Below are 22,055 nucleotides of genomic sequence, written 5' to 3' on the forward strand. Positions count from 1 at the left end.
GCCCCACTTGATGTCGTGTTTACACAATAAAAAGACACAAGATATCGAAAAATCTCGGTTGCAGTGCCGGTAAACTCCGCTATCGTCCTTCCTATCAAAAACTCTTATGATAGATCGTCTTTATGCCATTAACCATTCAATATGCTGATCCAAAACACCCAGAAATCATTTCACTTTTGCAGCAAAGTCATGCGCTGATGTTGTCTCTATACAGCGATGAAGAGAACTATTTTCTGTCGGTTGATGCCCTTTGTGCGCCGCATATCCGGTTTTTTGGTGCCCGTTTGGATGGGCGTTTTGTTGGCTGCGGCGCGCTTGCGCTTATGGATGGCTACGGCGAACTTAAATCCATGTTCACTGATCCCTCTGTCCGAGGCCAAGGGGTAGCGAAATCTATTTTGGCGGCGATTGAACGCGAAGCGCAGCATAATGACCTCGATCGCATCGCACTTGAAACCGGCTGGCTTCTCAAAGAAGCGGTCGCCCTGTATCGCAGACTTGGGTTTCGGGAATGCGGTCCGTTTGGAAATTATCCGGACAGCCCTGCATCACTTTTTATGGCTAAGGATCTTGCACCAAAGGGCAGTTCAGACGCGCGGTAATCACCGATGGATCAGCCGCCAGCGGCGTAATATCGGCGCATCCGGTCACTGATCTAATCGCGTCAAGTGCCAAAGGAAGAATGGTTTTAGTATCGGGAAACCAAAGCTTGGTAATGCGGATCGCCTCAGCCCTTCGGCGTAGATCGCGGACCTCAAACTGAACGCCTTTTACTGTGACCAGCTGAGGCGCGATTGGCCAGTAGAGCGGCGTGCCGGTATCGCAACCGATACAAAAAACTAATATAATCCAGCAAAAGTGGCGCATTTTAATCCCTAGACATTCTCAAAGATCTTACGCGCGTTTTGGTTAATGAATTGTTTCACCCTAAAAAATCATGTAATTGGTCTTAAATTGTCACCAAAAGATGCGGGCCATGCCATTTCAAAAAATCAATGCGGAAAAGCTTTCACAAGCGGTCGTACGCCAGATCGAGCAGTTGATCCTACGCGGCATACTTAGCCCGGGCGAACGGCTTCCTGCCGAGCGCGATCTGGCCGAACAACTGGCAGTGTCGCGGCCATCCCTGCGGGCGGCGATCAGTGATTTGCAAGACAGCGGCCTACTGGAAACCCGCGCCGGCGCAGGCATATTCGTGGCAGATGTTTTGGGCAATGCGTTTTCACCCGCATTGGTACGGCTGTTTGAAAGCCATGATGAAGCGGTCTTTGATTATATCAGGTTTCGCCGCGATCTTGAGGGCTTGGCTGCAGAGCGTGCCGCAAAATATGCGTCGGAAACCGATTTGCGGGTGATCCAAACGCTCTACGATAAAATGGTTACAGCACACCCCAAACGCAATTCGGATGATGAAGCCCGGCTAGACGCCGAATTTCACCTGTCGATTATTGAAGCCAGTCATAATGTGGTGATGTTGCATATGATGCGGTCAATGTATGACCTGCTGCGCAAAGGTGTTTTTTACAACCGAAAAATGATGTTCAAGCATCGCGTTACACGCTCAAAACTTTTAGAACAACACGGCGCTATCAATTCAGCATTGCAAGCGCGCGCGCCAAGTGCAGCCCGCGCTGCAATCGAAGCGCATCTTGATTATGTCGAGCAAATGCTGAACCAGCAAAGAACGGCTGAGCGAAATGAAGCTATCGCCCAGCAACGCTATGCGAACGAAAAACGCCGTGGATAGATCGGCCTAGGGCGTTCGGCGCCAAAGCTTGCTGGCCAGCCAATTCCAAAGACCGGCTGCACGATCTGCCCAGGGCGCAAGTGCCGGATCAATCCGCGCCGTACGAAACCGCACCCAGCGCACCCAAAGGGCCCAAAACCCGCCGAAAAACACGACCAGTAAAACGATGTTGAGCCAAGGGATAATCCGCTCATCCGGCCCGGTGGCCGGTCGCACCGAGGTTGCGTTGGGATAAATCGATAAAAACTCATTGCGCCAACCGTAATGCCGGATCACCGCCCATTGGGTTGCACCATCCGCTTGCGGTCCAATCAGGTCCGTGGCACGGGCCTGTAGGTTGGCTGTGTTGAATTTGAAATAGGGCGGCCAGCCCCATCCTGTGTCTTCATTGCGGTAAATCATCGGCTTTTCATTGCTACGAAAGGTTTCGATGAAAAATACATCCCGGTTCACTGGGGCTTGGGCATTACCGCTGTCACCATTAGCCCAGAACCAGCTGTTCGAGCCGAAATCAATGCGTTTTTCATAGCTATTGGTAATTCTGACGATATCATGCTGCGGCAATGTATAATGCAAAAATCCAAGCACAAGCAGCGCTAAAATCAATCGTGTGGCCCACTTAAAATAAGTCATTTAAAATCCCCAAAGATGCATCTCTTTGGGCCGATATAGGCATTCATCCGGTAAGTTGCATTAGGGCGGTAAAACTTTTTGCCACAATTACCAAACAACACGGGCCAAGCACATGGCGAGGCCCGTGATCATAGTTTTAGCCGACCACATTAAATTCGGGACCATAAGGATAACCCGTTATATTTTCATTGCCGGCGTCGGTAATCACCAAAATATCATGTTCGCGGTATCCACCTGCTCCGGCATGGCCTTGGCCAATGGTCAACATCGGCTCCATTGAAATCACCATCCCAGGCGTCAAAACTGTGTCGATATCTTCGCGCAGTTCCAGACCGGCCTCACGGCCATAGTAATGCGATAGCACCCCAAAAGAATGCCCATAGCCAAAGGTGCGGTATTGCAGCAGATCACGCTCAGCAAAAAACTGATTGATCTTTTCGGTGACCTCGGCGCAGCTGGCCCCCGGCTGCAAAAGCGCCATGCCGTATTGATGCGCGGCAACATTGGCCTGCCAGATGGCAAGGCTTTCGGCGTCCACTTCACCGACAAACATCGTTCGCTCAAGCGCGGTGTAATAGCCCGAAATCATCGGAAAGGTATTCAGCGATAAAATATCCCCGCGCTGCAAGCGCCGGCTGGTGACCGGATTATGCGCGCCGTCGGTATTGATGCCGGATTGAAACCACACCCAAGTATCGCGGTATTCGGCATCGGGATAGGCCTCGGCAATGGCCGTTTCCATGGCATCGCGGCCCTGCATGGCAATGTCGATTTCGCGCGCCCCTTCGGCCACCGCATCGCGAATGGCATAGCCGCCGATATCAGCAACCCGCGCACCGGCGCGGATCAACTCAACCTCGGCCGCAGATTTGACCATTCTTTGGCGCATCACCGCCTGCGCGATGTTGATTTTGGTCGATGGGCTTAGAAAAGTCTCGAGCTTATCGCTTAACGCGAGACTGAGGTGATCGCCTTCATAGCCGATGGCTTTGCCTGCACCAGTGACTGATCGTATGGCGCGCCAGAAATTGTCACGCTGCCAGTCGGTATAGGTTATATTGTCGCCAGAGCACCGGCGCCAGGGTTGACCGGCATCAATGCCCGCCGAGATGGTGACATCTTCACTGGCAGTAACCACCAGCGCATAGGGGCGCCCAAAGGCACAGTATAAAAATCCCGAATAATAGGCGATGCTTTGCATCGAAGTAAAAACCGCAGCCTCGGCGCCGATCTCGGCCATGATTTTGCGAAGCCCGGTTAGACGGGATTGATATTCGGTTTGGGAAAACGGCAGCTTTGCCTTTTCCCCATTGTGGAAACGATAGAATTCTGGACGTGCAGTCATTTTTTGACCCTCCATTGACACGTTGCAAAAGAAGGTCCCGGCGTTCAGGACTGATAGGATGAGGCACGCTGATGTCTTTGCAGCAGCAGCGGGGCGACGCCATCGCCCTAGCCTGCGCTGTCTAAAGCCTTAAATACACGAAAACGCAAGCCCTAATACACGCGCAAGCATTGCGATCCGCCATGCTTGCGCGTACGCCCTAACCGGTTTAGACAGGGGCGAAACCACCCCATGGCCCTGCCGCCAAAAAATAGCCGCCAAAGCTCTGGTACACAGGAGATGCGCCCTATGGCCCTTGATCGCTCGATTAAAATTGCCCCCTCGATCCTATCAGCAGATTTCGCCAATTTTGGCCAAGAAATCGAGGCTATCGAAGCACAGGGGTGTGACTGGGTTCATGTAGATGTGATGGATGGCCATTTCGTGCCAAACCTGACCTTTGGACCGCCGCTTTGCGCAGCCATTCGCAAGCATATCACCACTGTTATGGATGTGCATTTGATGATTGCGCCAGTCGATCCTTATATTCAGGCCTATGCCGATGCAGGCGCAGATATCATCACCGCCCATATGGAAGCCGGCCCGCACAGCCACCGCACCATGCAAGCCATTCGCGCCGCCGGCTGCAAGGCGGGCATTGCGCTCAACCCTTCCACGCCGGCAGAAAGCATTGAATACCTGCTGGACATGGTTGATCTGGTCTGTGTGATGACCGTGAACCCGGGCTTTGGTGGGCAAAAGTTTATCCACTCACAAGTGGAAAAAACCCGCAAACTGCGGGCGATGATCGAGGATCGGCCAATACACATTGAAATTGATGGCGGCATTACCCCCGAAACCGCGCCACTGATGGCGGCAGCAGGCGCAGATGTTCTGGTTGCTGGCTCAGCCGTGTTCAAAGGTGGATCGGTGAAAAACCCCGCGCCTTATGGTGATAACATCCGCGCCATTCGCGCCGCGGCGAAAGGATAAACATGGCAGCTATTCCCCCAGTATGTGATTTCGGTTGGCCCGCGCCCGACTTTGCGCTTCCTGCCACCAGCGGCGAAACCCTTTCTTTGGCAGATATCAGCGGTGCAAACGGCACATTGGTGATGTTTATCTGTAACCATTGCCCCTATGTGCTTTCGGTGCTTGACCGGATCATTCGCGATGCGCGCGATCTAAAAGCTCTGGGCATCGGCGTAGCGGCCATTAGCGCCAATGATGTGGTCGCCTATCCGCAGGACAGCTTTGAGAATATGGCCAAACTGGCCAGCAAGCAGGATTTTCCTTTCCCCTATCTTTATGATGAAAGCCAAGCGGTTGCGCGCAGCTACGGCGCGGCCTGCACGCCAGATTTTTTCGGCTTTAACAGCAAGCATGCGCTGCAATACCGCGGCCGGCTTGATGCATCAACAAGCACAGCCGGCCCAGCCGACCTGCGCCGTGATCTGTTTGAAGCCATGAAGGAAGTGGCCGAAACCGGCCATGGTCCCAAAGATCAAATTGCTTCAATGGGATGCTCGATCAAATGGAAAGACGCGTGAAGGCTGTCATTTTTGACCTCGACGGCACATTGATTGACAGCGCGCCGGACATCCTCGCCGCTGTGAACAAAATGCTGAGCGGCGAAGGCTACGACACGCTTGATTTGCCAACAGTGACCTCTTTTATTGGCAGAGGGCTGCCTAATCTTGTGGAACAGGTGATGAAAGCGCGCAGCATACCGCTGCCGATGCACGCAGAGCTCTGTGCAAAAGTCTTGAAGCATTACACCGACCCCAGCGATTTTTTGAAACAGCCTTATCCGGGGGTTTTGGACGCGCTTAAATGCCTAAAGGCGCAGGGGACCGCGCTTGCGATCTGCACCAATAAGCCCTTTGATGCAGCGCAAGCCGACCTAGATTTTCTTGGCATGGCGGATTTTTTCGATGCCATGGTGGGGGGTGACACCCTGCCTGTTAAAAAACCCGACCCCGCCCCGCTGCACCGCTGCCTTGAGCTTTTGGGCGCCAAAGCCGCGCTATATGTGGGCGATAGCGAAACCGATTACGACACAGCGCAAAACGCCGCATTTGATTTCGCGCTGTTCACGCTTGGATACCGCAAGAAAGAGCTTTCCTATTTCAAGGCGGCAACCCGCTTTGACGATTTTGCCAAACTGCTGGGTATTGTCGAGGCATGGGCGGAGAAGAAATGTACAGATGTTTCGTGATCATTGTAGCTAGCTAAGGCCAGTGACTTTTTCAGTGTAATTCCGCTTGGTAAAATGCTTTGATGGCATCATGATCTCTTAAATAAAGCGCGTGATGCCCTTGATCCAAACTACGCTGACAGTGTTCATTGCCTTGCGCCGCTTCTTGATACATCCAATTAACCATTGACTCGAGCCGCTCAGGAATAAGCCCAAAGGCGTCCCGCGCGGTTTGGGACGTCTCGCCGTAGGCCTCAACGAATAAATACATCCGGCGCAGCCTGTTTTTCACATCGCCAAAGTCGTCGTCAAATTCGCCAAAATTCAAGAAGGGCGAAAACCGATAAATCGCATAGGATATATCCCAAAGCCGAGGCGCGGGAAATGCGCAGTCGAAATCAAAAACGCCCACCACCTTTGCATCTTTGAACGTGCAGTTGTAGCTTGCAAAATCGCCGTGGCAGATCACTTCTGACGGCTGCTTGGCCGCAAACTGCCATGTTAAAGTTTCATCGTTAACAAGCTCGCGCGTAGCGTCATGGAATTGCCGTAGGGTTTTGCCCGCACTGTCAACAGCCACATCACTGGTCAAAAAATGGGGCAGTGGATCGTGTCCCACTTCGCCATCCATGTATTCAAAGACTTCGTTTCCATCTTTATCTTGCCCGAGCCATTTGGGCACAAAATCCAGCTGCTTTTCTGCACATACTGCTAGCAGTTTACGTATGGCCAAGCTCCAAGGATGATGCGTTCGGGTGACTCTATCCCCGGAAATACGCACTGTGTTCTGTCCGCCAGCAACTGTTTGGCTTTTCATTTACCCATCACACATCCAGAAGGCGGTTTGTCATCTCGCTTTGCGCATCAACAAGGCCTTCGATCACATCGAAATGATGTTTATCTTCATCCACCATCAACGGTGCATCCCAGGCCTGCGACAGCCATCGCGCCTGATCCAGAAATACTGGCCGCTCATCCGCACCGACCCAGACCGTGACTTTACAGCTTGGTTTGGCCATCAAAGCGGGGCTTTCTGCCTCAGCTGCGGCCATATCCATTTGAAACGAGCGGTTCATCGCGGTGTGCAAAAGCGGGCGCAAATCCGACACCGGCGATATGGCCATCACATGGGCAATACGCGCATGAACAGCGTCTGGCAGCAGATCCCCGACCCCCATGCGCGACACCAGATGGCCACCGGCAGAATGACCGGCAAGGACAATCGCCCCGTCGCAGCGATCGGCAATCACCTGCACCGCGCGGGCAATTTGACCTGTAATATCACTGATACGCACCTCGGGGCATAGATCATAAGAGGGCAGCGCCACATGCCAGCCGCGCTCAACCGCGCCTTTGGCCAGATGCGACCAGTAGGATTTATCGAACTTTAGCCAATAGCCCCCATGCACAAAGATCAACACACCATGTGATGCCGCTTTCGGGGCAAAGCGATCAAATTTCTGCCGCGTGCTTGACCCGTAGGGAATATCCATTTCAGCGCGGCCCTGCGCCAAAGCCTGCGCGCGAAATGCCTCCGCCTCTTGGGTCCATGTTTCAACAAAGCCCTCTGCATTGGGAATATACGCCGCGTTGGCGTAGGCATCATCGTAATCTATCATAAATCCCTCATTGCAAGCTTTAAAATAGTTTGCAGAGGTGCTAGGCCAAAGTCGAGCGGTTTTTTAGGAGATGGACATGTTGGATGAAATGACAAATTTGGCGGGTTTGTTGAAAGACCCGGACCTTCTGGCCACCAAGGGCTATTTGGCCGGTAATTGGGTGGATGGCACAACGGGCGATACCTTTGATGTTACCAATCCGGCCCGTGGGGATGTCATCGCGCAGGTCGCCGATTTCAGCCGCGCGCAAGCCGCAGAGGCCATTGCCGCCGCCCAAGCCGCACAAAAGGAATGGGCCGCGCGCACCGGCAAAGAGCGCAGTGTGATCCTGCGCAAATGGTACGATCTCATGATGGAAAACGCCGAAGATCTGGCACTGATCCTTACCGCTGAGCAGGGAAAGCCACTTGCAGAAGCCCGCGGCGAGATCACCTATGGCGCATCGTTTATCGAGTTTTTTGCCGAAGAGGCCAAACGCATTTACGGCGAAACCATTCCCGGGCATCAACCCGACAAGCGCATCACCGTGCTGAAGCAGCCCATCGGTGTTGCCGCGTCAATCACGCCTTGGAACTTTCCCAATGCGATGATCACACGCAAAGCCGGACCGGCCCTAGCGGCGGGCTGCGCTTTTGTGGCGCGCCCGGCAAAGGAAACACCGCTTTCGGCCTTGGTGATGGGGGTGCTGGCAGACAGGGCGGGGCTTCCCAAAGGCGTGCTATCCATTATTCCTTCATCTCGGTCCTCAGAGATTGGCAAGGAATTTTGTGAAAACCCGGCGGTGCGCAAGCTGACCTTTACCGGCTCTACCGAAGTGGGCCGTATTCTGCTGCGCCAAGCGGCTGATAATGTGGTTAAATGTTCCATGGAGCTTGGCGGCAACGCGCCGTTTATTGTGTTTGATGATGCTGATCTTGATGCCGCTGTGGCAGGCGCTATCGTGTGCAAATTCCGCAATAATGGCCAGACCTGTGTCTGTGCCAACCGGATTTATGTTCAAGCCGGTATCTATGATGCCTTTGCGGAAAAACTTGCCGCTGCGGTGGGTAAAATGCAGGTCGGTGATGGGATGGCGGCAGACACGGCCCTAGGGCCGCTGATCAACCCAGAAGCAATTACCAAAGTCCAAGAGCATATCGCAGATGCCACTGCCAAAGGTGCAAAAGTGATTTTGGGCGGCGAAACACCTCAAGGGCCGGGCAACTTCCTAGCCCCTACAATTGTGACCGGTGCCACCAAAGATATGGCGGTGTCGACCGAGGAAACCTTTGGCCCCTTTGCACCCCTTTTCAAGTTTGAAGATGAAGACGAGGTGATCGCCTTGGCCAATGATACCATCTTTGGTCTGGCCTCATATTTCTATGCAAAAGACCTCAGCCGTGTCTATAAAGTCGCCGAAGCACTAGAATATGGCATCGTCGGGGTGAATACCGGCATAATATCAACTGAAGTCGCCCCCTTTGGCGGGGTTAAACAATCCGGTCTTGGCCGCGAAGGCAGCCACCATGGGATCGACGACTATCTGGAAATGAAGTACATCTGCATGTCGGTTTAACAAAGCCAAAACCGGACCACTTGATTTGACCTGCAAGCAATTGACGCGCGCTGCGCGCTGATTTAGGCAGCGCCACTGTAAGGGTATCAGGAGCAAGAATGGCACGCCGACGCAAAGGACGCGATATTTCCGGATGGATTGTGGTCGATAAACCGGCTGGCATCAGCTCGGCGGCGGTTGTGAACAAAGTCCGCTGGGCATTGGACGCTAAAAAAGCCGGCCATGCCGGAACACTTGACCCCGAGGCAACCGGCGTTCTGGCGGTGGCTCTAGGCGAGGCGACCAAAACCATGCCGTATGTGACCGATGCGCTAAAGGGGTACGAATTTACCGTGCGGCTTGGTCAGGCCACCAATACCGATGATGCGGAAGGCGAAGTGATCAAGGAAAGCAAGTTGCGCCCCGATGATGAAAGTCTCAAAGAGGCGCTCAATGGTTTTGTTGGGGATATTGAACAGATCCCACCAAAATTTTCAGCGGTTAAAGTTGATGGCCAGCGCGCCTATGCTTTGGCCCGCGCCGGCAAAGAGATGGAACTAAAAGCGCGGCCGCTTTTTGTCGACAGCCTGATCATGCTTGACCGGCCGGATCAAGATCATGTTGTGCTTGAGATGATCTGCGGCAAAGGCGGATACGTCCGCTCGATCGCGCGGGATTTGGGGAATAGCTTGGGCTGCTATGGCCATGTGATCAACCTGCGCCGCATTTGGGCAGGCCCGTTCAAGGTTGCCAATGGGCTTTCATTCGAACAGATCGAAGAAATGGCGAGAACGCCCAAGCTGGACAGCCACCTAGTACCTCTAGAAGTAGCTCTTGAAGATTTGCCACAAGTGCCCTGCTCTGCCGAAGCGGCTGCGCGGCTGCGCAACGGCAATCCGGGCATGGTTATTTCAAATGATCTTAGCTACGGCGATGCCTGCTGGACTGCTGTTGACGGGCAGGCCGTGGCCGTCGGCATCTATAAATCGGGTGAATTGCACCCAAATCGCGTGTTTTTGCATTCTGGCACCTCCGCGATACTGACGTGATACTGACGCAAAACAGACAGCGGATTCAGGCCATTTTGGGCTGGTTTCTGGGGGCAGGTTTTGCAATAGTTTTAAAGCGTGCGACCCCATATAAAAGGCGTAGGACTAAAACCTATGATTACCAAAACCCATCAAAAAGGTGATGCCTTTTCGACCGCGATTTATTCAGATTGTCTAGCCTATCGCTATAGCCTAACCCGAGTTTGGAACCCTAAGGGGCGCAAAGTCAATTTTGTCATGCTGAACCCATCCACAGCGACCGAAGTACAAAATGATCCAACAGTTGAGCGCTGTGAGCAACGTGCGCGTGCCTTGGGCTTTGGGGCATTTTGTGTCACCAATATCTTTGCCTGGCGCGATACAGATCCAAAGAAAATGCGCGCCGCTATCGATCCTTTGGGCTGTGATAATGATGCAGCGATTCGCGACGCTTGCACATGGGCGGATCAGGTTATTGCCGCCTGGGGCACCCATGGCGCCCACCTAGAACGCGGAGCCGAGGTGGCCAAATTGCTCGCATTGGTTAACGCGCCGATCTACCATCTAGGATTGACCAAAGCCGGGCATCCAAAGCACCCACTCTATTTAAGCTATACAACGCAACCCCAACTTTGGGAAATCAAACCAGACAACAGCCCAGTTTAAAACAGTGACGTCACCCGGTGGCTAGCGCCATCATTTTTACAATTTATGAATGTTTTCAGGCCAGTGCCCAGCGCTGTAGTGGTGATGTGCCCGGGTAGACCTTGCTTTTTCGAAAATAAAGTTTGTAACATCAGCATTTGAATTTCATTTTAATCGCAAAACTTGGCGCAAAGCAGACCCTTCCAGCAATGTAAGTTATTGGTATGAATATCGACCTTTTTTAAAGCCTATCATTAACCAGTTTTCCAATTTGCAATTGTTCCAGCCCCCTTGAACCCGCACTATCATAAAGGGGCGTTATAAGAGCAGTGATGAAATGATATTTTTTACTGGAATGGTGGGTCTGCTTATGCTGGGTGGGTTGATGATGGGCCCGATAGATGCTGACGTTGATCTAACCGACCTCGAAGAAGACGACGCAGCCGCAGAAGACGAGGCACAAGAAGAGCTATTGGCATCGCAAAATATAGCGACACCGGCCTCAGATGTGCTATCCGGAACAGATTTAGATGACGTCATTGACGCCATGAACGGCGATGACCAAGTCAATGGTTATGCTGGCGATGACCTGTTGTCGGGCGGCAGCGGCGATGATCAGATGCTTGGCGGTGACGGCAATGATACGCTGCTCGGCGAGCGTGGCAACGACGACCTGCATGGCGGTTTTGGCGATGATCAAATCCAAGGCGGCAGCGATGCTGACAAACTCTGGGGGCACATGGGCAACGACACGCTGTCCGGCAACAATGGCAATGATACTCTGAACGGTGGTGCCGGTGCAGATAACCTTTTAGGGAATGACGGCGATGATGGTCTACACGGCAATGATGGGAATGATAGCTTAAACGGAGGTGCCGGTGAGGACGTGCTGTTTGGCGGAAACGGCGATGACCATGTTGAGGGTGGCTCAGACACTGTAAGAGACTTTTTAAATGGCGGCCAAGGGGATGATTTGCTCATTGCACAAGAAGCGGATGTTTTAACCGGTGGGGAAGGCTCTGATACCTATGCCATCGACGCCTCAGCCGGAGCTTTCGATCAAAGTGTGCAAATCATTGATTTTAATGCAAATGAAGACCAGATTGAAATCATGCTCAATGAAGAAGACTACGAGCAAGGCCAAAAAAATATACGCATAGAAACAAACGATGACGGGTCTTCCGTTGTCTATTTGAACAACGAGGAGGTGCTTGTGGTCAACTCTGAAACACCTCTGTTGCAGAAGGACATCGTGCTAACAACGGCCTCCTATGTTGACCTAACCGCTTTGGAAGATACTGATGAGATAACTGAAGGTGACGTTCAACAAAAGCCGCTAAAAACACGAATGGTCGCGATTCCCTCAACTGAAAGCCTTCCGGACACCGATTTAGATGATTTAAGTGGTGCACCGGAAATCGACGATCAGGTCAACGAATATGCAGGCTCCGACCACCTTACCGGAAGCGCTGGTGAGGATCATATGGATGGCGGTGATGGCGAAGACACGCTTTTGGGCGGCCACGGCGAAGATAACCTGTACGGTGGAGACGGGGATGATCAGATAAGAGGCGGTGCGCATGCAGACCAACTTTGGGGAGACATGGGAGATGACAAGCTGTCCGGTAACAAAGGCGACGATACCCTGACAGGCGGCGCCGGCGAAGACACGCTTTTGGGCGGCCGAGGGGATGATAATCTGCACGGTGGAGACGGGGATGATCAGATAAGAGGCGGTGCGCATGCAGACCAACTTTGGGGAGACATGGGAGATGACAAGCTGTCCGGAAACAAAGGCAACGATACCCTGACAGGCGGCGCCGGCGAAGACACACTTTTGGGCGGCCGAGGGGATGATGGCCTTTATGGTAATGATGGGAACGATCATTTAGATGGAGGTAGTGGCGAAGATGTTCTGTTTGGCGGAAATGGCAATGACCATCTTGAGGGCGGTTCAGACGACGTTAGAGATTTTCTAAAGGGTGGTAGAGGTGATGATTTACTCATTGCACAAGAAGCCGATGTTTTAACTGGCGGCGATGGCTCTGATACATTTTCCATCGACGCCTCAGCCGGAGCTTTCGACAAAAGTGCCCAAATCATTGATTTTAATGAAAATGAAGATCAAATCGAGATCATACTTGACGAAACCAACTTTGATCAAGGTTTAAAAAATATACGAGTTGAACCCAACGAAATTGGCCAATCCGTAGTTTATCTAAACAACGAAGCAATAGTTGCGATCAACTCTGAAACTCCACTTTCTCTGGCCGATATCGGGTTTTCCAAAGCCAATACTTAATATGGGATATTTTTGCTTTTCATTTATATCCAAACAGACTATGTCCAATTGGTCTGCACACTTGTGTGGATTTTTCTCCATGGGCTTTGCTGGACGACATCCCGGCTTGTGCCATTAACCCTTAGATAAAAAGGAGACCCCGATGTCGATAACTGCTGAAGAAAAAGCACGTGTTATGAAAGAATTCGCCACGAAGGACGGCGATACAGGCTCACCAGAAGTTCAAGTGGCCATTCTGACATCACGGATCACAACCCTGACCGAACACTTCAAAACCCACAAGAAAGACAACCATTCACGTCGTGGACTTTTGAAATTGGTCGCGCAGCGTCGTAAGCTTTTGGATTACTTAAAAGGCGTAGAAGATGCGCGCTATCAGGATCTGATCAAACGGCTCGGCATTCGCCGCTAAGCAACACAAGTAAAATCGTTCTTGAACCCGCATCCCATTGGGGCGCGGGTTTTTATTTTTTTAGGGGAATTTTTCAATTCGTGTGTAAACTGACACGGGTAAGATTTCCCCGAAAGAATGGATGTTTTTTTCCAACACCACAGTGCAAAAACGATTTGGCATTTGCTTTCTTTGATTTCTCCTATACACGCCATATATCTGAAATCCGGCGCCCGGACCCCAGCGCCCGACAAAGAAGATATCGGGGTCAGAGGGAATTCGCCCTCTATGCAAATGGTCAACGGACCAACTTAGGAAACGCAGATGTTTAATGTAACAAAAAAATCAATGCAGTGGGGGGAAGATACCCTCATCTTAGAAACAGGCAAAGCGGCCCGTCAGGCAGACGGAACAGTAATAGCCACTTTGGGTGAAACCTCAGTCATGGCAAATGTCACCTTTGCCAAAGAACAAAAACCCGGTCAGGATTTTTTCCCTCTGACTGTTCACTATCAAGAAAAATACTATGCCGCAGGAAAAATTCCAGGCGGCTTCTTTAAACGTGAAGCACGGCCATCCGAAAAAGAAACGCTCACCGCGCGGTTGATAGACCGCCCAATTCGTCCCTTGTTTGTGGACGGCTTTAAAAACGAAGTCTTGGTCATGTGCACCGTTCTCAGCCATGATCTGGTGAACGATCCAGATATTGTGGCAATGATCGCAGCCTCAGCAGCTCTTACAATTTCTGGTGCACCATTTATGGGTCCAATTGCGGGATGCCGCGTTGGCTACACCGACGGCGAATATGTGCTGAACCCCACAGTTGACGATATGGACGATCTTCGGATTGACCCAGATCAGCGGCTTGATCTGATTGTTGCGGGAACAAAAGACGCTGTGATGATGGTTGAGTCAGAGGCCTATGAGCTTTCGGAAGAGGAAATGCTCAATGCGGTTGTTTTTGCCCATGAACAAATTCAACCTGTCATTGATCTGATCATAGATCTAGCAGAAGACGCCGCCAAAGAGCCCTTTGAATTTATTGCTCCTGATTATAGCGAACTATATGAAGCCGTTAAATCAGCTGGTGATAAGGACATGCGAACTGCTTTTGCAATCACTGATAAGCAAGAGCGTACCAGTGCAGTTGCAGCGGCACGCACCAACATTAAAGATGCCCTAAGCGAAGAACAGCTTGCAGACCCACAACTGGGGTCAGCCATGAAAAAGCTTGAAGCCGGAATTCTGCGCGGCGACGTGGTAAAAGGCGGCAATCGTATTGATGGCCGCTCAACTACTGATGTGCGCCAAATCGTGTCTGAAACAGGCCTCTTACCACGAACCCATGGATCGTCGCTGTTCACACGCGGTGAAACCCAGGCGTTAGTGGTAACAACGCTTGGTACCGGAGATGATGAGCAGATCATTGATGCTTTGCATGCCAATTCCCGCAGCAATTTCTTACTGCACTATAACTTTCCTCCCTATTCGGTGGGCGAGGTCGGACGTGTTGGACCTCCCGGTCGGCGCGAAGTAGGGCATGGAAAACTGGCATGGCGGGCACTGCAAGCAGTTCTTCCTGCTGCAACTGATTTTCCTTATACAATTCGTGTCGTTTCTGAAATTACCGAGTCAAATGGATCATCCTCTATGGCATCTGTTTGTGGTGGTTCGCTTTCCATGATGGATGCTGGTGTACCCCTCAAAGCACCGGTTGCTGGCGTTGCTATGGGCTTGATACTTGAAGATGATGGTGACTTTGCGATCCTTACAGACATTCTAGGTGATGAAGATCACTTGGGAGACATGGATTTCAAAGTAGCCGGAACTGAAAATGGTATCACGTCTTTGCAAATGGACATCAAGGTTGCAGGCATCACACCAGAAATCATGAAACAAGCCTTGTCCCAAGCAAAAGATGGACGGATGCATATTCTGGGTGAAATGGCCAAAGCCCTAACCGAGGCGGCGGATTTTAGCATTCATGCTCCGCGCATCGAAACCATGAATATTCCAACTGATAAAATCCGCGAAGTGATTGGATCAGGCGGGAAAGTTATCCGTGAAATTGTTGAAACATCCGGAGCCAAGGTGGATATCAACGATGATGGTGTGATTAAGATTGCATCACCTGATGGAGAGTCGATCAAAAAGGCTTATGAAATGATCCACTCAATCGTTGCGGAACCAGAGGCCGGAAAAGTTTACGACGGCAAGGTTGTAAAAATCGTCGATTTTGGTGCCTTCGTGAACTTCTTTGGAAAACGCGACGGCTTGGTGCATGTTAGCCAGATTGAAAACCGGCGTTTGAACCATCCATCAGACGTTCTAAAAGAAGGCCAAGATGTCAAAGTCAAGTTGCTTGGTTTTGATGATCGAGGTAAAGTGCGCCTTGCAATGAAAATGGTTGATCAAGAAACCGGGCAAGAGATTGCCGAAGAGAAAAAAGAAAAAGCAGATACCTAAAGCATGGCCAACACGGTTCAGCGATAAAGTTTTGTTTTATCAATAACTAAAGAAAATTGCGCCCCTACAGTTTTGGGGCGCTTTTATTTCCATAACGAATAAAGAGATGAGTTGGCAAAGCAGTTTTGAAAAGTGCTCTTAGTGCTTAAGGCGATCCAATCCCAAAGCCTAGACAACAGGCTTGTCATTCTCATAGAAGCTTGAAAAGATGCGCGTGAGTCGGATTTGGGATATATTTTCAGATAATCGAAGGGACATCAAAAATGATTGAAAAACGCCAGTTCTATATCAATGGACAGTGGGTCGATCCCATCGAAGGTAGAGACCATAAAGTCATCAATCCTTCTAACGAAGAAGCTGCAGCAGTGATTTCACTAGGTGGGCAGGCCGACACTGACGCTGCCGTTGCCGCGGCAAACTCAGCCTTTCCATCTTGGATGGCAACCCCTGTCCAAGAGCGTATTGCCTTGGTTGAAAAGCTGCTCGATATTTACAAATCTCGCACGGAGGATTTGGCTCAGGCAATGAGCCTTGAGATGGGCGCACCTATCGATATGGCGCGGACTCAGCAGGTCGGTGCCGGTTTTGGACATCTGAAGAACTTTATTCGGGCCGCAAAAACTTTTCAGTTTGAACGGCCTTTGGGGGATCACGCCCCCAATGACCGGATTATTTACGAAGCCTTTGGTGTTTGTGCTTTAATCACCCCTTGGAACTGGCCAATGAACCAAGTTACATTGAAAGTTGGCGCAGCAGCAGTTGCCGGATGTACAATGGTACTTAAGCCATCCGAGGAAAGCCCATTAAACGCTCTAATTTTTGCTGAGATGATGGATGAAGCAGGGTTTCCCCCTGGTGTTTTCAACTTAGTCAACGGTGATGGTGTGGGCGTTGGTACGCAACTTTCTGGGCATCCAGATGTGGATATGGTCAGCTTTACCGGATCAACCCGCGCCGGAACTGCTATTTCAAAAAATGCAGCTGAAACACTGAAGAAAGTCCACCTAGAACTTGGAGGCAAAGGTGCAAATATCGTGTTTGCTGATGCCGATGAAAAAGCCGTCAAGCGCGGTGTTTTACATTGTATGAACAACACGGGCCAGTCTTGTAATGCACCAACCCGCATGCTGGTTGAGCGGTCTATTTATGATCAGGCAGTCGAAACGGCGATACAGGCCGCGGAAGTTGTTTCCGTGGCGCCTGCTTCGGAAGAAGGTCGGCATATCGGTCCAGTAGTAAATGAAGTACAGTTCAATAAAATTCAGACCTTGATCCAAAAGGGTATCGATGAGGGTGCGCGGCTTGTTGCAGGTGGCACCGGGCGTCCCAATGGTATGAACAAAGGCTTTTATGTGAGGCCAACCGTATTTGCGGATGTAAATCCAAGCATGACGATTGCTGTAGAAGAAATTTTCGGACCCGTTTTGTCAATCATTCCCTTTGATACCGAAAAAGAAGCCACAAATATCGCAAATGACACCGAATATGGTCTGACCAACTATGTTCAAACCCAAGACAGCGTCAAAGCCAACCGTTTAGCGCGATCGCTTCGTTCTGGTATGGTGGAAATGAACGGCCAATCTCGGGGTGCTGGCTCTCCTTTTGGCGGCATGAAAAAGTCTGGAAATGGGCGCGAAGGCGGCGTTTGGGGAATTGAAGATTTTCTCGAGGTTAAATCCATTTCGGGGTGGTCATCAGAGTAATTTTGAAAATTGGGCTGATAAATTTTGTAGGGCTTTTCGGCGGCAAGGCATAATTTGTGGTGAACTTATTCGCAAAATTCCGATTCAACTGAAAAAGCACTTTTGAATTCATCAGCCTGCTTGAATGACACCCTTTCTTGGGTTGACAACCAAACCCTCCTTTGCGTCTAAGCAAGGTGGCTTTAGGCCGTGGAGAAGGTTAATGACAGCTTGTAAAATTCAGCTTGAAAAGGTCTCTTTGGACTTTGATGGCTGTACTGTTATATCCGATCTTTCGCTAAGAACGACTGAAAAGCGCATTGCTGTTATTGGTCGCAACGGCTCGGGAAAATCAACACTCGCCCGTTTGATCTGCGGCTTAATTGCACCGAGCGAAGGCTGCGTCACAGTGGATGGAATTGACGTTCTAAATGATCGCAAAATGGCTGTTCAAACCGTTGGGCTTTTATTTCAAAACCCTGATCATCAAATTATTTTCCCAACAGTCTTAGAAGAAATTTCTTTCGGTTTGCGCCAAATCGGGCAACCCTCTGAAACCGCCAATCATCAGGCCAAGTCTATCCTAAACCAATTTGGGTGTTTAGACTGGTCAGATCGTGCAATTGTCAGCCTATCACAGGGGCAACGACACCTAGTATGTCTATTGTCAATCTTGGCAATGTCACCACGTTTGCTCGTATTAGACGAACCTTTTTCTGGCTTGGACCTTCCGACCAAAAGTTACTTGGCTGGATTGCTTGCGGATCTCGATCAAACCATTTTGCAGATCACGCATGATACCAATAGCATCGCGTCATATGACAGAGCGATTTGGTTAGAACAGGGATGCGTCCAACAAGATGCACCACCGGCTGAAGTTTTGCCAAATTTTGAAGTAGCTATGCAAAAGGTTTATGCGCTCTAATGCTGGCGCTGCATTCTCCTCACAAGACAATATTCCACCAATGGCCAACAGAGCTAAAGCTGGTATTACTATTGGGCATCACAACCCTTCTATTTATCATCGACAGCCTACTCTTTCTAGGCGTTCTAACTTTTTTGCCATTTGCTGCAGCAGCATCGCAAGGACGGTTGTTTTTTAAATATATGCTAAAATTGCTTTGGCCATTATGGCCGTTCGTGGCCATTATTTTGCTTTGGCATAGCTTTACTTGGCAAGTGGATTCAGGCGTAAGAATTTTGCTTCGCATGGTGGCTGCTGTCGGATTTGCAAACTTAGTCACAATCACAACAGCGATGGACAAAATGATTAAAGTAATCTTTGCCAGCTTGGCGCCTCTAAGGCGATTTGGCCTACGTCCTGAACCCATAGCTTTTGCGATAGGTCTGTTTATACGCTTTACACCTGTTTTGATTGAGAAAAGCGCTATTTTAGCACAGGCCTACAGGGCGCGAACTTCCAAAAATGGTAACTGGCGAATTGTTTTACCACTTGCGCTTATCGCGGTGGATGATGCAGATCACATAGCCGAAGCAATCCGAGCCCGGGGTGGGCTTGAAAAACTCTAGAAATGGGAAACAAATGGAAAAGAACATTGTGATGATCGCTCTTTTTGCGGCAATTATTGCAGCATTGGGATTACTGCCGAAAATAACATTAGCCAGCGGTATCCCAATTACAGCTCAAAGCATGGGCATCATGCTCTGCGGAACAGTTTTAGGTTCAAAGCGGGGCGGTCTGGCAGTTCTTTTGTTTATTTTTCTAATCGCCCTTGGATTGCCCCTTCTCTCCGGTGGACGCGGTGGACTGGGCGTCTTTACGACACCTTGGGCGGGGTTTCTATTTGGCTTCCCAGTTGCCGCATATATTACCGGCTTGGTAATGGAACGGTGGCGGTCAGAAAATATCGGCATGGTCGCAGGCAGCAGCGCCATAATTGGTGGAATTGGTGCGCTATACTTAATTGCAGTTCCATTTTATATGCTTACAAAACCTGCAGGTTTGAATGAGGCCTTGGTGGTTGCGATGCTCCCTTTTATGCCAGGAGATATACTAAAGGCGGTTTTGGCCGGTTTTATAACTTCCATGTTGGCCCAAGCGCGCCCAGCAAGCTTGTTATCGCGAGCTTAGGCCTGCAAAATTACTGCGCTGCCAAGCCCGCCAGCAGCTGCAATTGAGGCAAGCCCTAGCTTGCCTTTTTGCTCTATCAGGTCATGGAAAAGCCGCACTGCGAGAATAGTACCGGAGGCACCAATTGGGTGCCCTCTGGCCAGCGCTCCACCTTTAATATTTGTTCGCGCGGGGTCTAGTCCACAACAGGAAATGCATGCAAGAGCTTGAGCCGCGTAGGCTTCCATCAGCTCGATCTGATCAATCTGATCAATACTAATTTCTGTCTGTTTTAATGCATTTTTAATGGCAAAAACCGGTGCCAACGCTGGATAGGCAGGATCCGCACCTTGCGTGACGGATTTTAAGATGCGAAGACTTGGCTTTTTTAAATCACGCGCAAGCGCATCCGAAACTATAAGACAAAAGGCCGCCGCGTCGGCTGCAACTGCGCTATTGCCATGGGTTATATTGCCAAAAATTACTGGTGCCCGACGACAAACCTTTGGCGTTAAATTACGCGAATAAGTGTCATACTCTTTTATACCTACTGAAATAGGCACAATCTCTAATTTGAGGGCCTGTCGCGCATCCATTGCCAAGCGGTGACTGCGAACGGCCCATTCATCTTGTTCAAAACGTGAAATATTCAATCTATCTGATGTTCGGTCTGCAGCTTCTGCCATATTTGGGTCTTGATCAGCTTCGGGTGTGAAGGGCGGTTGATCATACACAATCGTTGGGGTTGCACCATGATCGCTCCTTAATCGCACCGGCCTTTGTGAATAGCTTTCAACACCGCCTGCGATAATCGCCTCTGCATGACCTGATTGTATCATAGCCTGGGCCAAGCCCAATGCATCCAATCCGCCACAGCATTGGCGGTCTATGCTTAGCCCTGCGACGCGTTCAGGCAAGCCAGAAGCTAGGGCAACAAGCCGCGCCGGATTGCCGCCTGCCCCAAGAGCATTTGATACGATTATTTCGTCAACTTGATCTGTTTCTAGACCGGCGTGATGGATCAGCTTTTTGACAATGGGGGCAGCCAGCTCATAAGGCTTGAACCGTGCCAAGTCACCGCCACGAGGGGATACTATGCTTCGAAATGCAGAAACGATATGGGCAGATCGTTCTCTCATATCATCTCTCTGACCAACTTTTTTATTGCCGTCATATCAGGTTTTCCAGAGCTTAAAAGCGGCCAATCTTTAATTGGAAGATTACAGAAAATCGCCGGTATTGATCGTGCACTTAAGTTTTGGCGGCACCAATTCCTTATATCCTGTGGCATTTCTTCTGATTTTGTGGCGATGACCCCGACAGCTATGGCACCGCGCATTTTGTCTGGGAAGTCTGTCACCAAAGCCATTACAATGTCTGGGTGTCTACAAAGCGCCACCTCTATTTCGTCAGGGTATATATTTTGATCTGCAATCTTGAAGGCCCTAGATTTCCTGCCCGTTAGATACAAGTTGCCCTTTGTATCAAGTTTTCCTATTTCACCGATACTCAGCCAACCGTTTCGCCAACGAGTATGCTGTTTTACCCCTTCGGCATAATGGGAAAAAAGATAGGGAGACTTTATCCAAATCTCTCCACTACTACCTGCCTTAACTTTGTTTTCAGCAGTATCTAAAATTTTTATGCGTACGCTCGTATATGGTTGGCCCACTGACCCCAGCGGCGTAGAGGGATCACTGATTGTAATGAAACTGGTTTCTGCTGCTCCATAAAACTCTTTTATTTCAGCATTTGGGCATAGTTCTTGAACGCGCTGTTTTGTTTCGCGATCGAGCCAACCACCTCCGATCATAACCCCACGCACAGCTTTTAAGCGGCTCTGTAAAGTGGCAGATTTTGTCAATATACGCAGTTGGGTTGGTGTGGCGTAAAGGATCTGAATTTCCCTATAAGCAATCATTTTCAATTGTTGTTTTGTTCCAAGGCCTTCAAGCGGGTGGTATTCAGCGCCAGTCGTTAAAGCTTCGAGTGCAGCATAAAGCGTTAATGAGTGTGACAAATGCCCAAAGGTTGCATAGGATTTTTTATGCTTAAGCGTGAAAAGTTTTGCGTTTTCTTGAAAGCTAAGAGCCCAACTTTTACAACTTCGGCAAATCAGCTTTGGCTCACCGGTCGAGCCACCAGACGAGCTGTAAAACATATTTCCCACAGCAGCTTTTGGACCAATTGCACTGGTGCCATCACTTTTAACGAGTGGTGCATGCCCGTCCTGCAGTAACTTTAGGAACGCTGCCACTGGATGAGTTTGCTTAGGGTCTTCGGCCAAACTAGATTTTGCTGATATAGACGCTCCTAGAGGGGTGTATAAAATCGCCTCGGAATGCCAAGAAAAAGCCTCACTGCTCATTTAATGCATTTCGCTCTTCTTTAAAATAAGTAAGCCTCTCAGAAAGCA

22 protein-coding genes are annotated in these 22,055 nt (G+C 50.2%); 15 read left to right on the forward strand and 7 right to left on the reverse strand.

The window, feature by feature from the left end; translation table 11 throughout:
* Nucleotides 1-122 precede the first annotated feature (122 nt).
* Nucleotides 123-602 (forward strand): GNAT family N-acetyltransferase, encoded by a 480-nt coding sequence (locus GN278_14850; protein ID XAT61926.1) that lies wholly within the window; start codon nucleotides 123-125, stop codon nucleotides 600-602.
* Here GN278_14850 and GN278_14855 read toward each other — a convergent pair.
* Entirely contained in the window at nucleotides 562-867 is a 306-nt protein-coding gene (locus GN278_14855) for a hypothetical protein (protein XAT61927.1), read from the reverse strand. The two genes, GN278_14850 and GN278_14855, sit on opposite strands and share 41 nt — an antisense overlap.
* Before the next feature lie 109 nt (nucleotides 868-976).
* Between GN278_14855 and GN278_14860 the strand changes: the two genes are divergently transcribed.
* A complete protein-coding gene (locus GN278_14860; GenBank protein ID XAT61928.1) occupies nucleotides 977-1,747 on the forward strand; it encodes an FCD domain-containing protein in 771 nt (256 codons plus the stop codon).
* Between the two features lie 6 nt (nucleotides 1,748-1,753).
* On the opposite strand, the gene GN278_14865 is transcribed toward GN278_14860, so the two are convergent.
* Entirely contained in the window at nucleotides 1,754-2,380 is a 627-nt protein-coding gene (locus GN278_14865; protein XAT61929.1) for a DUF1523 family protein, read from the reverse strand.
* Nucleotides 2,381-2,516: 136 nt separating this feature from the next.
* A complete protein-coding gene (locus GN278_14870; protein XAT61930.1) occupies nucleotides 2,517-3,725 on the reverse strand; it encodes a M24 family metallopeptidase in 1,209 nt (402 codons plus the stop codon).
* A 288-nt stretch (nucleotides 3,726-4,013) separates the two neighbouring features.
* On the opposite strand from GN278_14870, the gene GN278_14875 reads away from it, so the two are divergent.
* Genes GN278_14875 through gph form a run of 3 tightly spaced genes read left to right on the forward strand, consistent with a single transcriptional unit; the run spans nucleotide 4,014 to nucleotide 5,922 of the window.
* Nucleotides 4,014-4,697, forward strand: a complete 684-nt coding sequence (locus GN278_14875; protein XAT61931.1) for a ribulose-phosphate 3-epimerase — start codon at nucleotides 4,014-4,016, stop codon at nucleotides 4,695-4,697.
* A 2-nt stretch (nucleotides 4,698-4,699) separates the two neighbouring features.
* Entirely contained in the window at nucleotides 4,700-5,254 is a 555-nt protein-coding gene (locus GN278_14880; GenBank protein XAT61932.1) for a redoxin domain-containing protein, read from the forward strand.
* Nucleotides 5,251-5,922, forward strand: coding sequence for a phosphoglycolate phosphatase (gene gph / locus GN278_14885; protein ID XAT61933.1), 672 nt, complete (start codon nucleotides 5,251-5,253; stop codon nucleotides 5,920-5,922). Before GN278_14880 ends, gph begins: the two co-directional genes overlap by 4 nt.
* A 31-nt stretch (nucleotides 5,923-5,953) precedes the next feature.
* Here gph and GN278_14890 read toward each other — a convergent pair whose 3' ends face one another.
* Nucleotides 5,954-6,718: a phosphotransferase gene (locus GN278_14890; protein ID XAT61934.1), complete on the reverse strand. Its 765-nt coding sequence runs from the start codon at nucleotides 6,716-6,718 to the stop codon at nucleotides 5,954-5,956.
* A gap of 7 nt (nucleotides 6,719-6,725) precedes the next feature.
* Nucleotides 6,726-7,517, reverse strand: a complete 792-nt coding sequence (locus tag GN278_14895; GenBank protein ID XAT62693.1) for an alpha/beta fold hydrolase — start codon at nucleotides 7,515-7,517, stop codon at nucleotides 6,726-6,728.
* A 79-nt stretch (nucleotides 7,518-7,596) separates the two neighbouring features.
* Here GN278_14895 and GN278_14900 point away from each other — a divergent pair, with 79 nt between their 5' ends.
* From GN278_14900 to GN278_14945, 10 genes are all read left to right on the forward strand, one after another.
* Nucleotides 7,597-9,075: a succinate-semialdehyde dehydrogenase gene (locus tag GN278_14900; GenBank protein ID XAT61935.1), complete on the forward strand. Its 1,479-nt coding sequence runs from the start codon at nucleotides 7,597-7,599 to the stop codon at nucleotides 9,073-9,075.
* 98 nt (nucleotides 9,076-9,173) lie between these two features.
* On the forward strand, nucleotides 9,174-10,103 hold the full coding sequence (gene truB / locus GN278_14905; protein ID XAT61936.1) for a tRNA pseudouridine(55) synthase TruB: 930 nt from the start codon (nucleotides 9,174-9,176) through the stop codon (nucleotides 10,101-10,103).
* A 114-nt stretch (nucleotides 10,104-10,217) separates the two neighbouring features.
* Nucleotides 10,218-10,748 carry a DUF1643 domain-containing protein gene (locus GN278_14910; protein XAT61937.1) on the forward strand — a complete coding sequence of 177 codons (531 nt, stop codon included), beginning with the start codon at nucleotides 10,218-10,220 and terminating at the stop codon, nucleotides 10,746-10,748.
* 316 nt (nucleotides 10,749-11,064) lie between these two features.
* Nucleotides 11,065-13,029, forward strand: coding sequence for a hypothetical protein (locus GN278_14915; protein XAT61938.1), 1,965 nt, complete (start codon nucleotides 11,065-11,067; stop codon nucleotides 13,027-13,029).
* Between the two features lie 142 nt (nucleotides 13,030-13,171).
* Nucleotides 13,172-13,441 (forward strand): 30S ribosomal protein S15, encoded by a 270-nt coding sequence (gene rpsO / locus GN278_14920; GenBank protein XAT61939.1) that lies wholly within the window; start codon nucleotides 13,172-13,174, stop codon nucleotides 13,439-13,441.
* 303 nt (nucleotides 13,442-13,744) lie between these two features.
* Nucleotides 13,745-15,886 (forward strand): polyribonucleotide nucleotidyltransferase, encoded by a 2,142-nt coding sequence (gene pnp, locus GN278_14925; protein ID XAT61940.1) that lies wholly within the window; start codon nucleotides 13,745-13,747, stop codon nucleotides 15,884-15,886.
* 263 nt (nucleotides 15,887-16,149) lie between these two features.
* A complete protein-coding gene (locus GN278_14930; GenBank protein ID XAT61941.1) occupies nucleotides 16,150-17,589 on the forward strand; it encodes an aldehyde dehydrogenase family protein in 1,440 nt (479 codons plus the stop codon).
* 202 nt (nucleotides 17,590-17,791) lie between these two features.
* Nucleotides 17,792-18,493, forward strand: coding sequence for an ATP-binding cassette domain-containing protein (locus GN278_14935; GenBank protein XAT61942.1), 702 nt, complete (start codon nucleotides 17,792-17,794; stop codon nucleotides 18,491-18,493).
* On the forward strand, nucleotides 18,493-19,098 hold the full coding sequence (locus tag GN278_14940; protein ID XAT61943.1) for an energy-coupling factor transporter transmembrane protein EcfT: 606 nt from the start codon (nucleotides 18,493-18,495) through the stop codon (nucleotides 19,096-19,098). The genes GN278_14935 and GN278_14940 overlap by 1 nt, the downstream gene beginning before the upstream one ends.
* A 13-nt stretch (nucleotides 19,099-19,111) precedes the next feature.
* Nucleotides 19,112-19,660 (forward strand): BioY family transporter, encoded by a 549-nt coding sequence (locus GN278_14945; protein XAT61944.1) that lies wholly within the window; start codon nucleotides 19,112-19,114, stop codon nucleotides 19,658-19,660.
* Here the strand turns inward: GN278_14945 and GN278_14950 are convergent.
* Entirely contained in the window at nucleotides 19,657-20,778 is a 1,122-nt protein-coding gene (locus tag GN278_14950) for an acetyl-CoA C-acyltransferase (GenBank protein XAT61945.1), read from the reverse strand. The genes GN278_14945 and GN278_14950 overlap by 4 nt on opposite strands.
* A complete protein-coding gene (locus GN278_14955; GenBank protein ID XAT61946.1) occupies nucleotides 20,775-22,007 on the reverse strand; it encodes an AMP-binding protein in 1,233 nt (410 codons plus the stop codon). The genes GN278_14950 and GN278_14955 overlap by 4 nt, the downstream gene beginning before the upstream one ends.
* Nucleotides 22,008-22,055: the final 48 nt, after the last annotated feature.

Source organism: Rhodobacteraceae bacterium Araon29 (genome assembly GCA_039640505.1).
GTDB lineage: Bacteria > Pseudomonadota > Alphaproteobacteria > Rhodobacterales > Rhodobacteraceae > CABZJG01.

Bases quoted from the DNA above. Each gene is read 5' to 3' on its own strand.
- GN278_14860 (XAT61928.1), top strand. From the start codon at position 977: ATGCCATTTCAAAAAATCAATGCGGAAAAGCTTTCACAAGCGGTCGTA.
- GN278_14890 (XAT61934.1), bottom strand. From the start codon at position 6,718: ATGAAAAGCCAAACAGTTGCTGGCGGACAGAACACAGTGCGTATTTCC.
- GN278_14875 (XAT61931.1), top strand. From the start codon at position 4,014: ATGGCCCTTGATCGCTCGATTAAAATTGCCCCCTCGATCCTATCAGCA.
- GN278_14850 (XAT61926.1), top strand. From the start codon at position 123: ATGCCATTAACCATTCAATATGCTGATCCAAAACACCCAGAAATCATT.
- GN278_14930 (XAT61941.1), top strand. From the start codon at position 16,150: ATGATTGAAAAACGCCAGTTCTATATCAATGGACAGTGGGTCGATCCC.
- GN278_14870 (XAT61930.1), bottom strand. From the start codon at position 3,725: ATGACTGCACGTCCAGAATTCTATCGTTTCCACAATGGGGAAAAGGCA.
- GN278_14855 (XAT61927.1), bottom strand. From the start codon at position 867: ATGCGCCACTTTTGCTGGATTATATTAGTTTTTTGTATCGGTTGCGAT.
- GN278_14950 (XAT61945.1), bottom strand. From the start codon at position 20,778: ATGAGAGAACGATCTGCCCATATCGTTTCTGCATTTCGAAGCATAGTA.
- GN278_14935 (XAT61942.1), top strand. From the start codon at position 17,792: ATGACAGCTTGTAAAATTCAGCTTGAAAAGGTCTCTTTGGACTTTGAT.
- GN278_14955 (XAT61946.1), bottom strand. From the start codon at position 22,007: ATGAGCAGTGAGGCTTTTTCTTGGCATTCCGAGGCGATTTTATACACC.
- GN278_14915 (XAT61938.1), top strand. From the start codon at position 11,065: ATGATATTTTTTACTGGAATGGTGGGTCTGCTTATGCTGGGTGGGTTG.
- pnp (XAT61940.1), top strand. From the start codon at position 13,745: ATGTTTAATGTAACAAAAAAATCAATGCAGTGGGGGGAAGATACCCTC.
- GN278_14900 (XAT61935.1), top strand. From the start codon at position 7,597: ATGTTGGATGAAATGACAAATTTGGCGGGTTTGTTGAAAGACCCGGAC.
- GN278_14910 (XAT61937.1), top strand. From the start codon at position 10,218: ATGATTACCAAAACCCATCAAAAAGGTGATGCCTTTTCGACCGCGATT.
- GN278_14945 (XAT61944.1), top strand. From the start codon at position 19,112: ATGGAAAAGAACATTGTGATGATCGCTCTTTTTGCGGCAATTATTGCA.
- GN278_14865 (XAT61929.1), bottom strand. From the start codon at position 2,380: ATGACTTATTTTAAGTGGGCCACACGATTGATTTTAGCGCTGCTTGTG.
- rpsO (XAT61939.1), top strand. From the start codon at position 13,172: ATGTCGATAACTGCTGAAGAAAAAGCACGTGTTATGAAAGAATTCGCC.
- truB (XAT61936.1), top strand. From the start codon at position 9,174: ATGGCACGCCGACGCAAAGGACGCGATATTTCCGGATGGATTGTGGTC.
- GN278_14940 (XAT61943.1), top strand. From the start codon at position 18,493: ATGCTGGCGCTGCATTCTCCTCACAAGACAATATTCCACCAATGGCCA.
- GN278_14880 (XAT61932.1), top strand. From the start codon at position 4,700: ATGGCAGCTATTCCCCCAGTATGTGATTTCGGTTGGCCCGCGCCCGAC.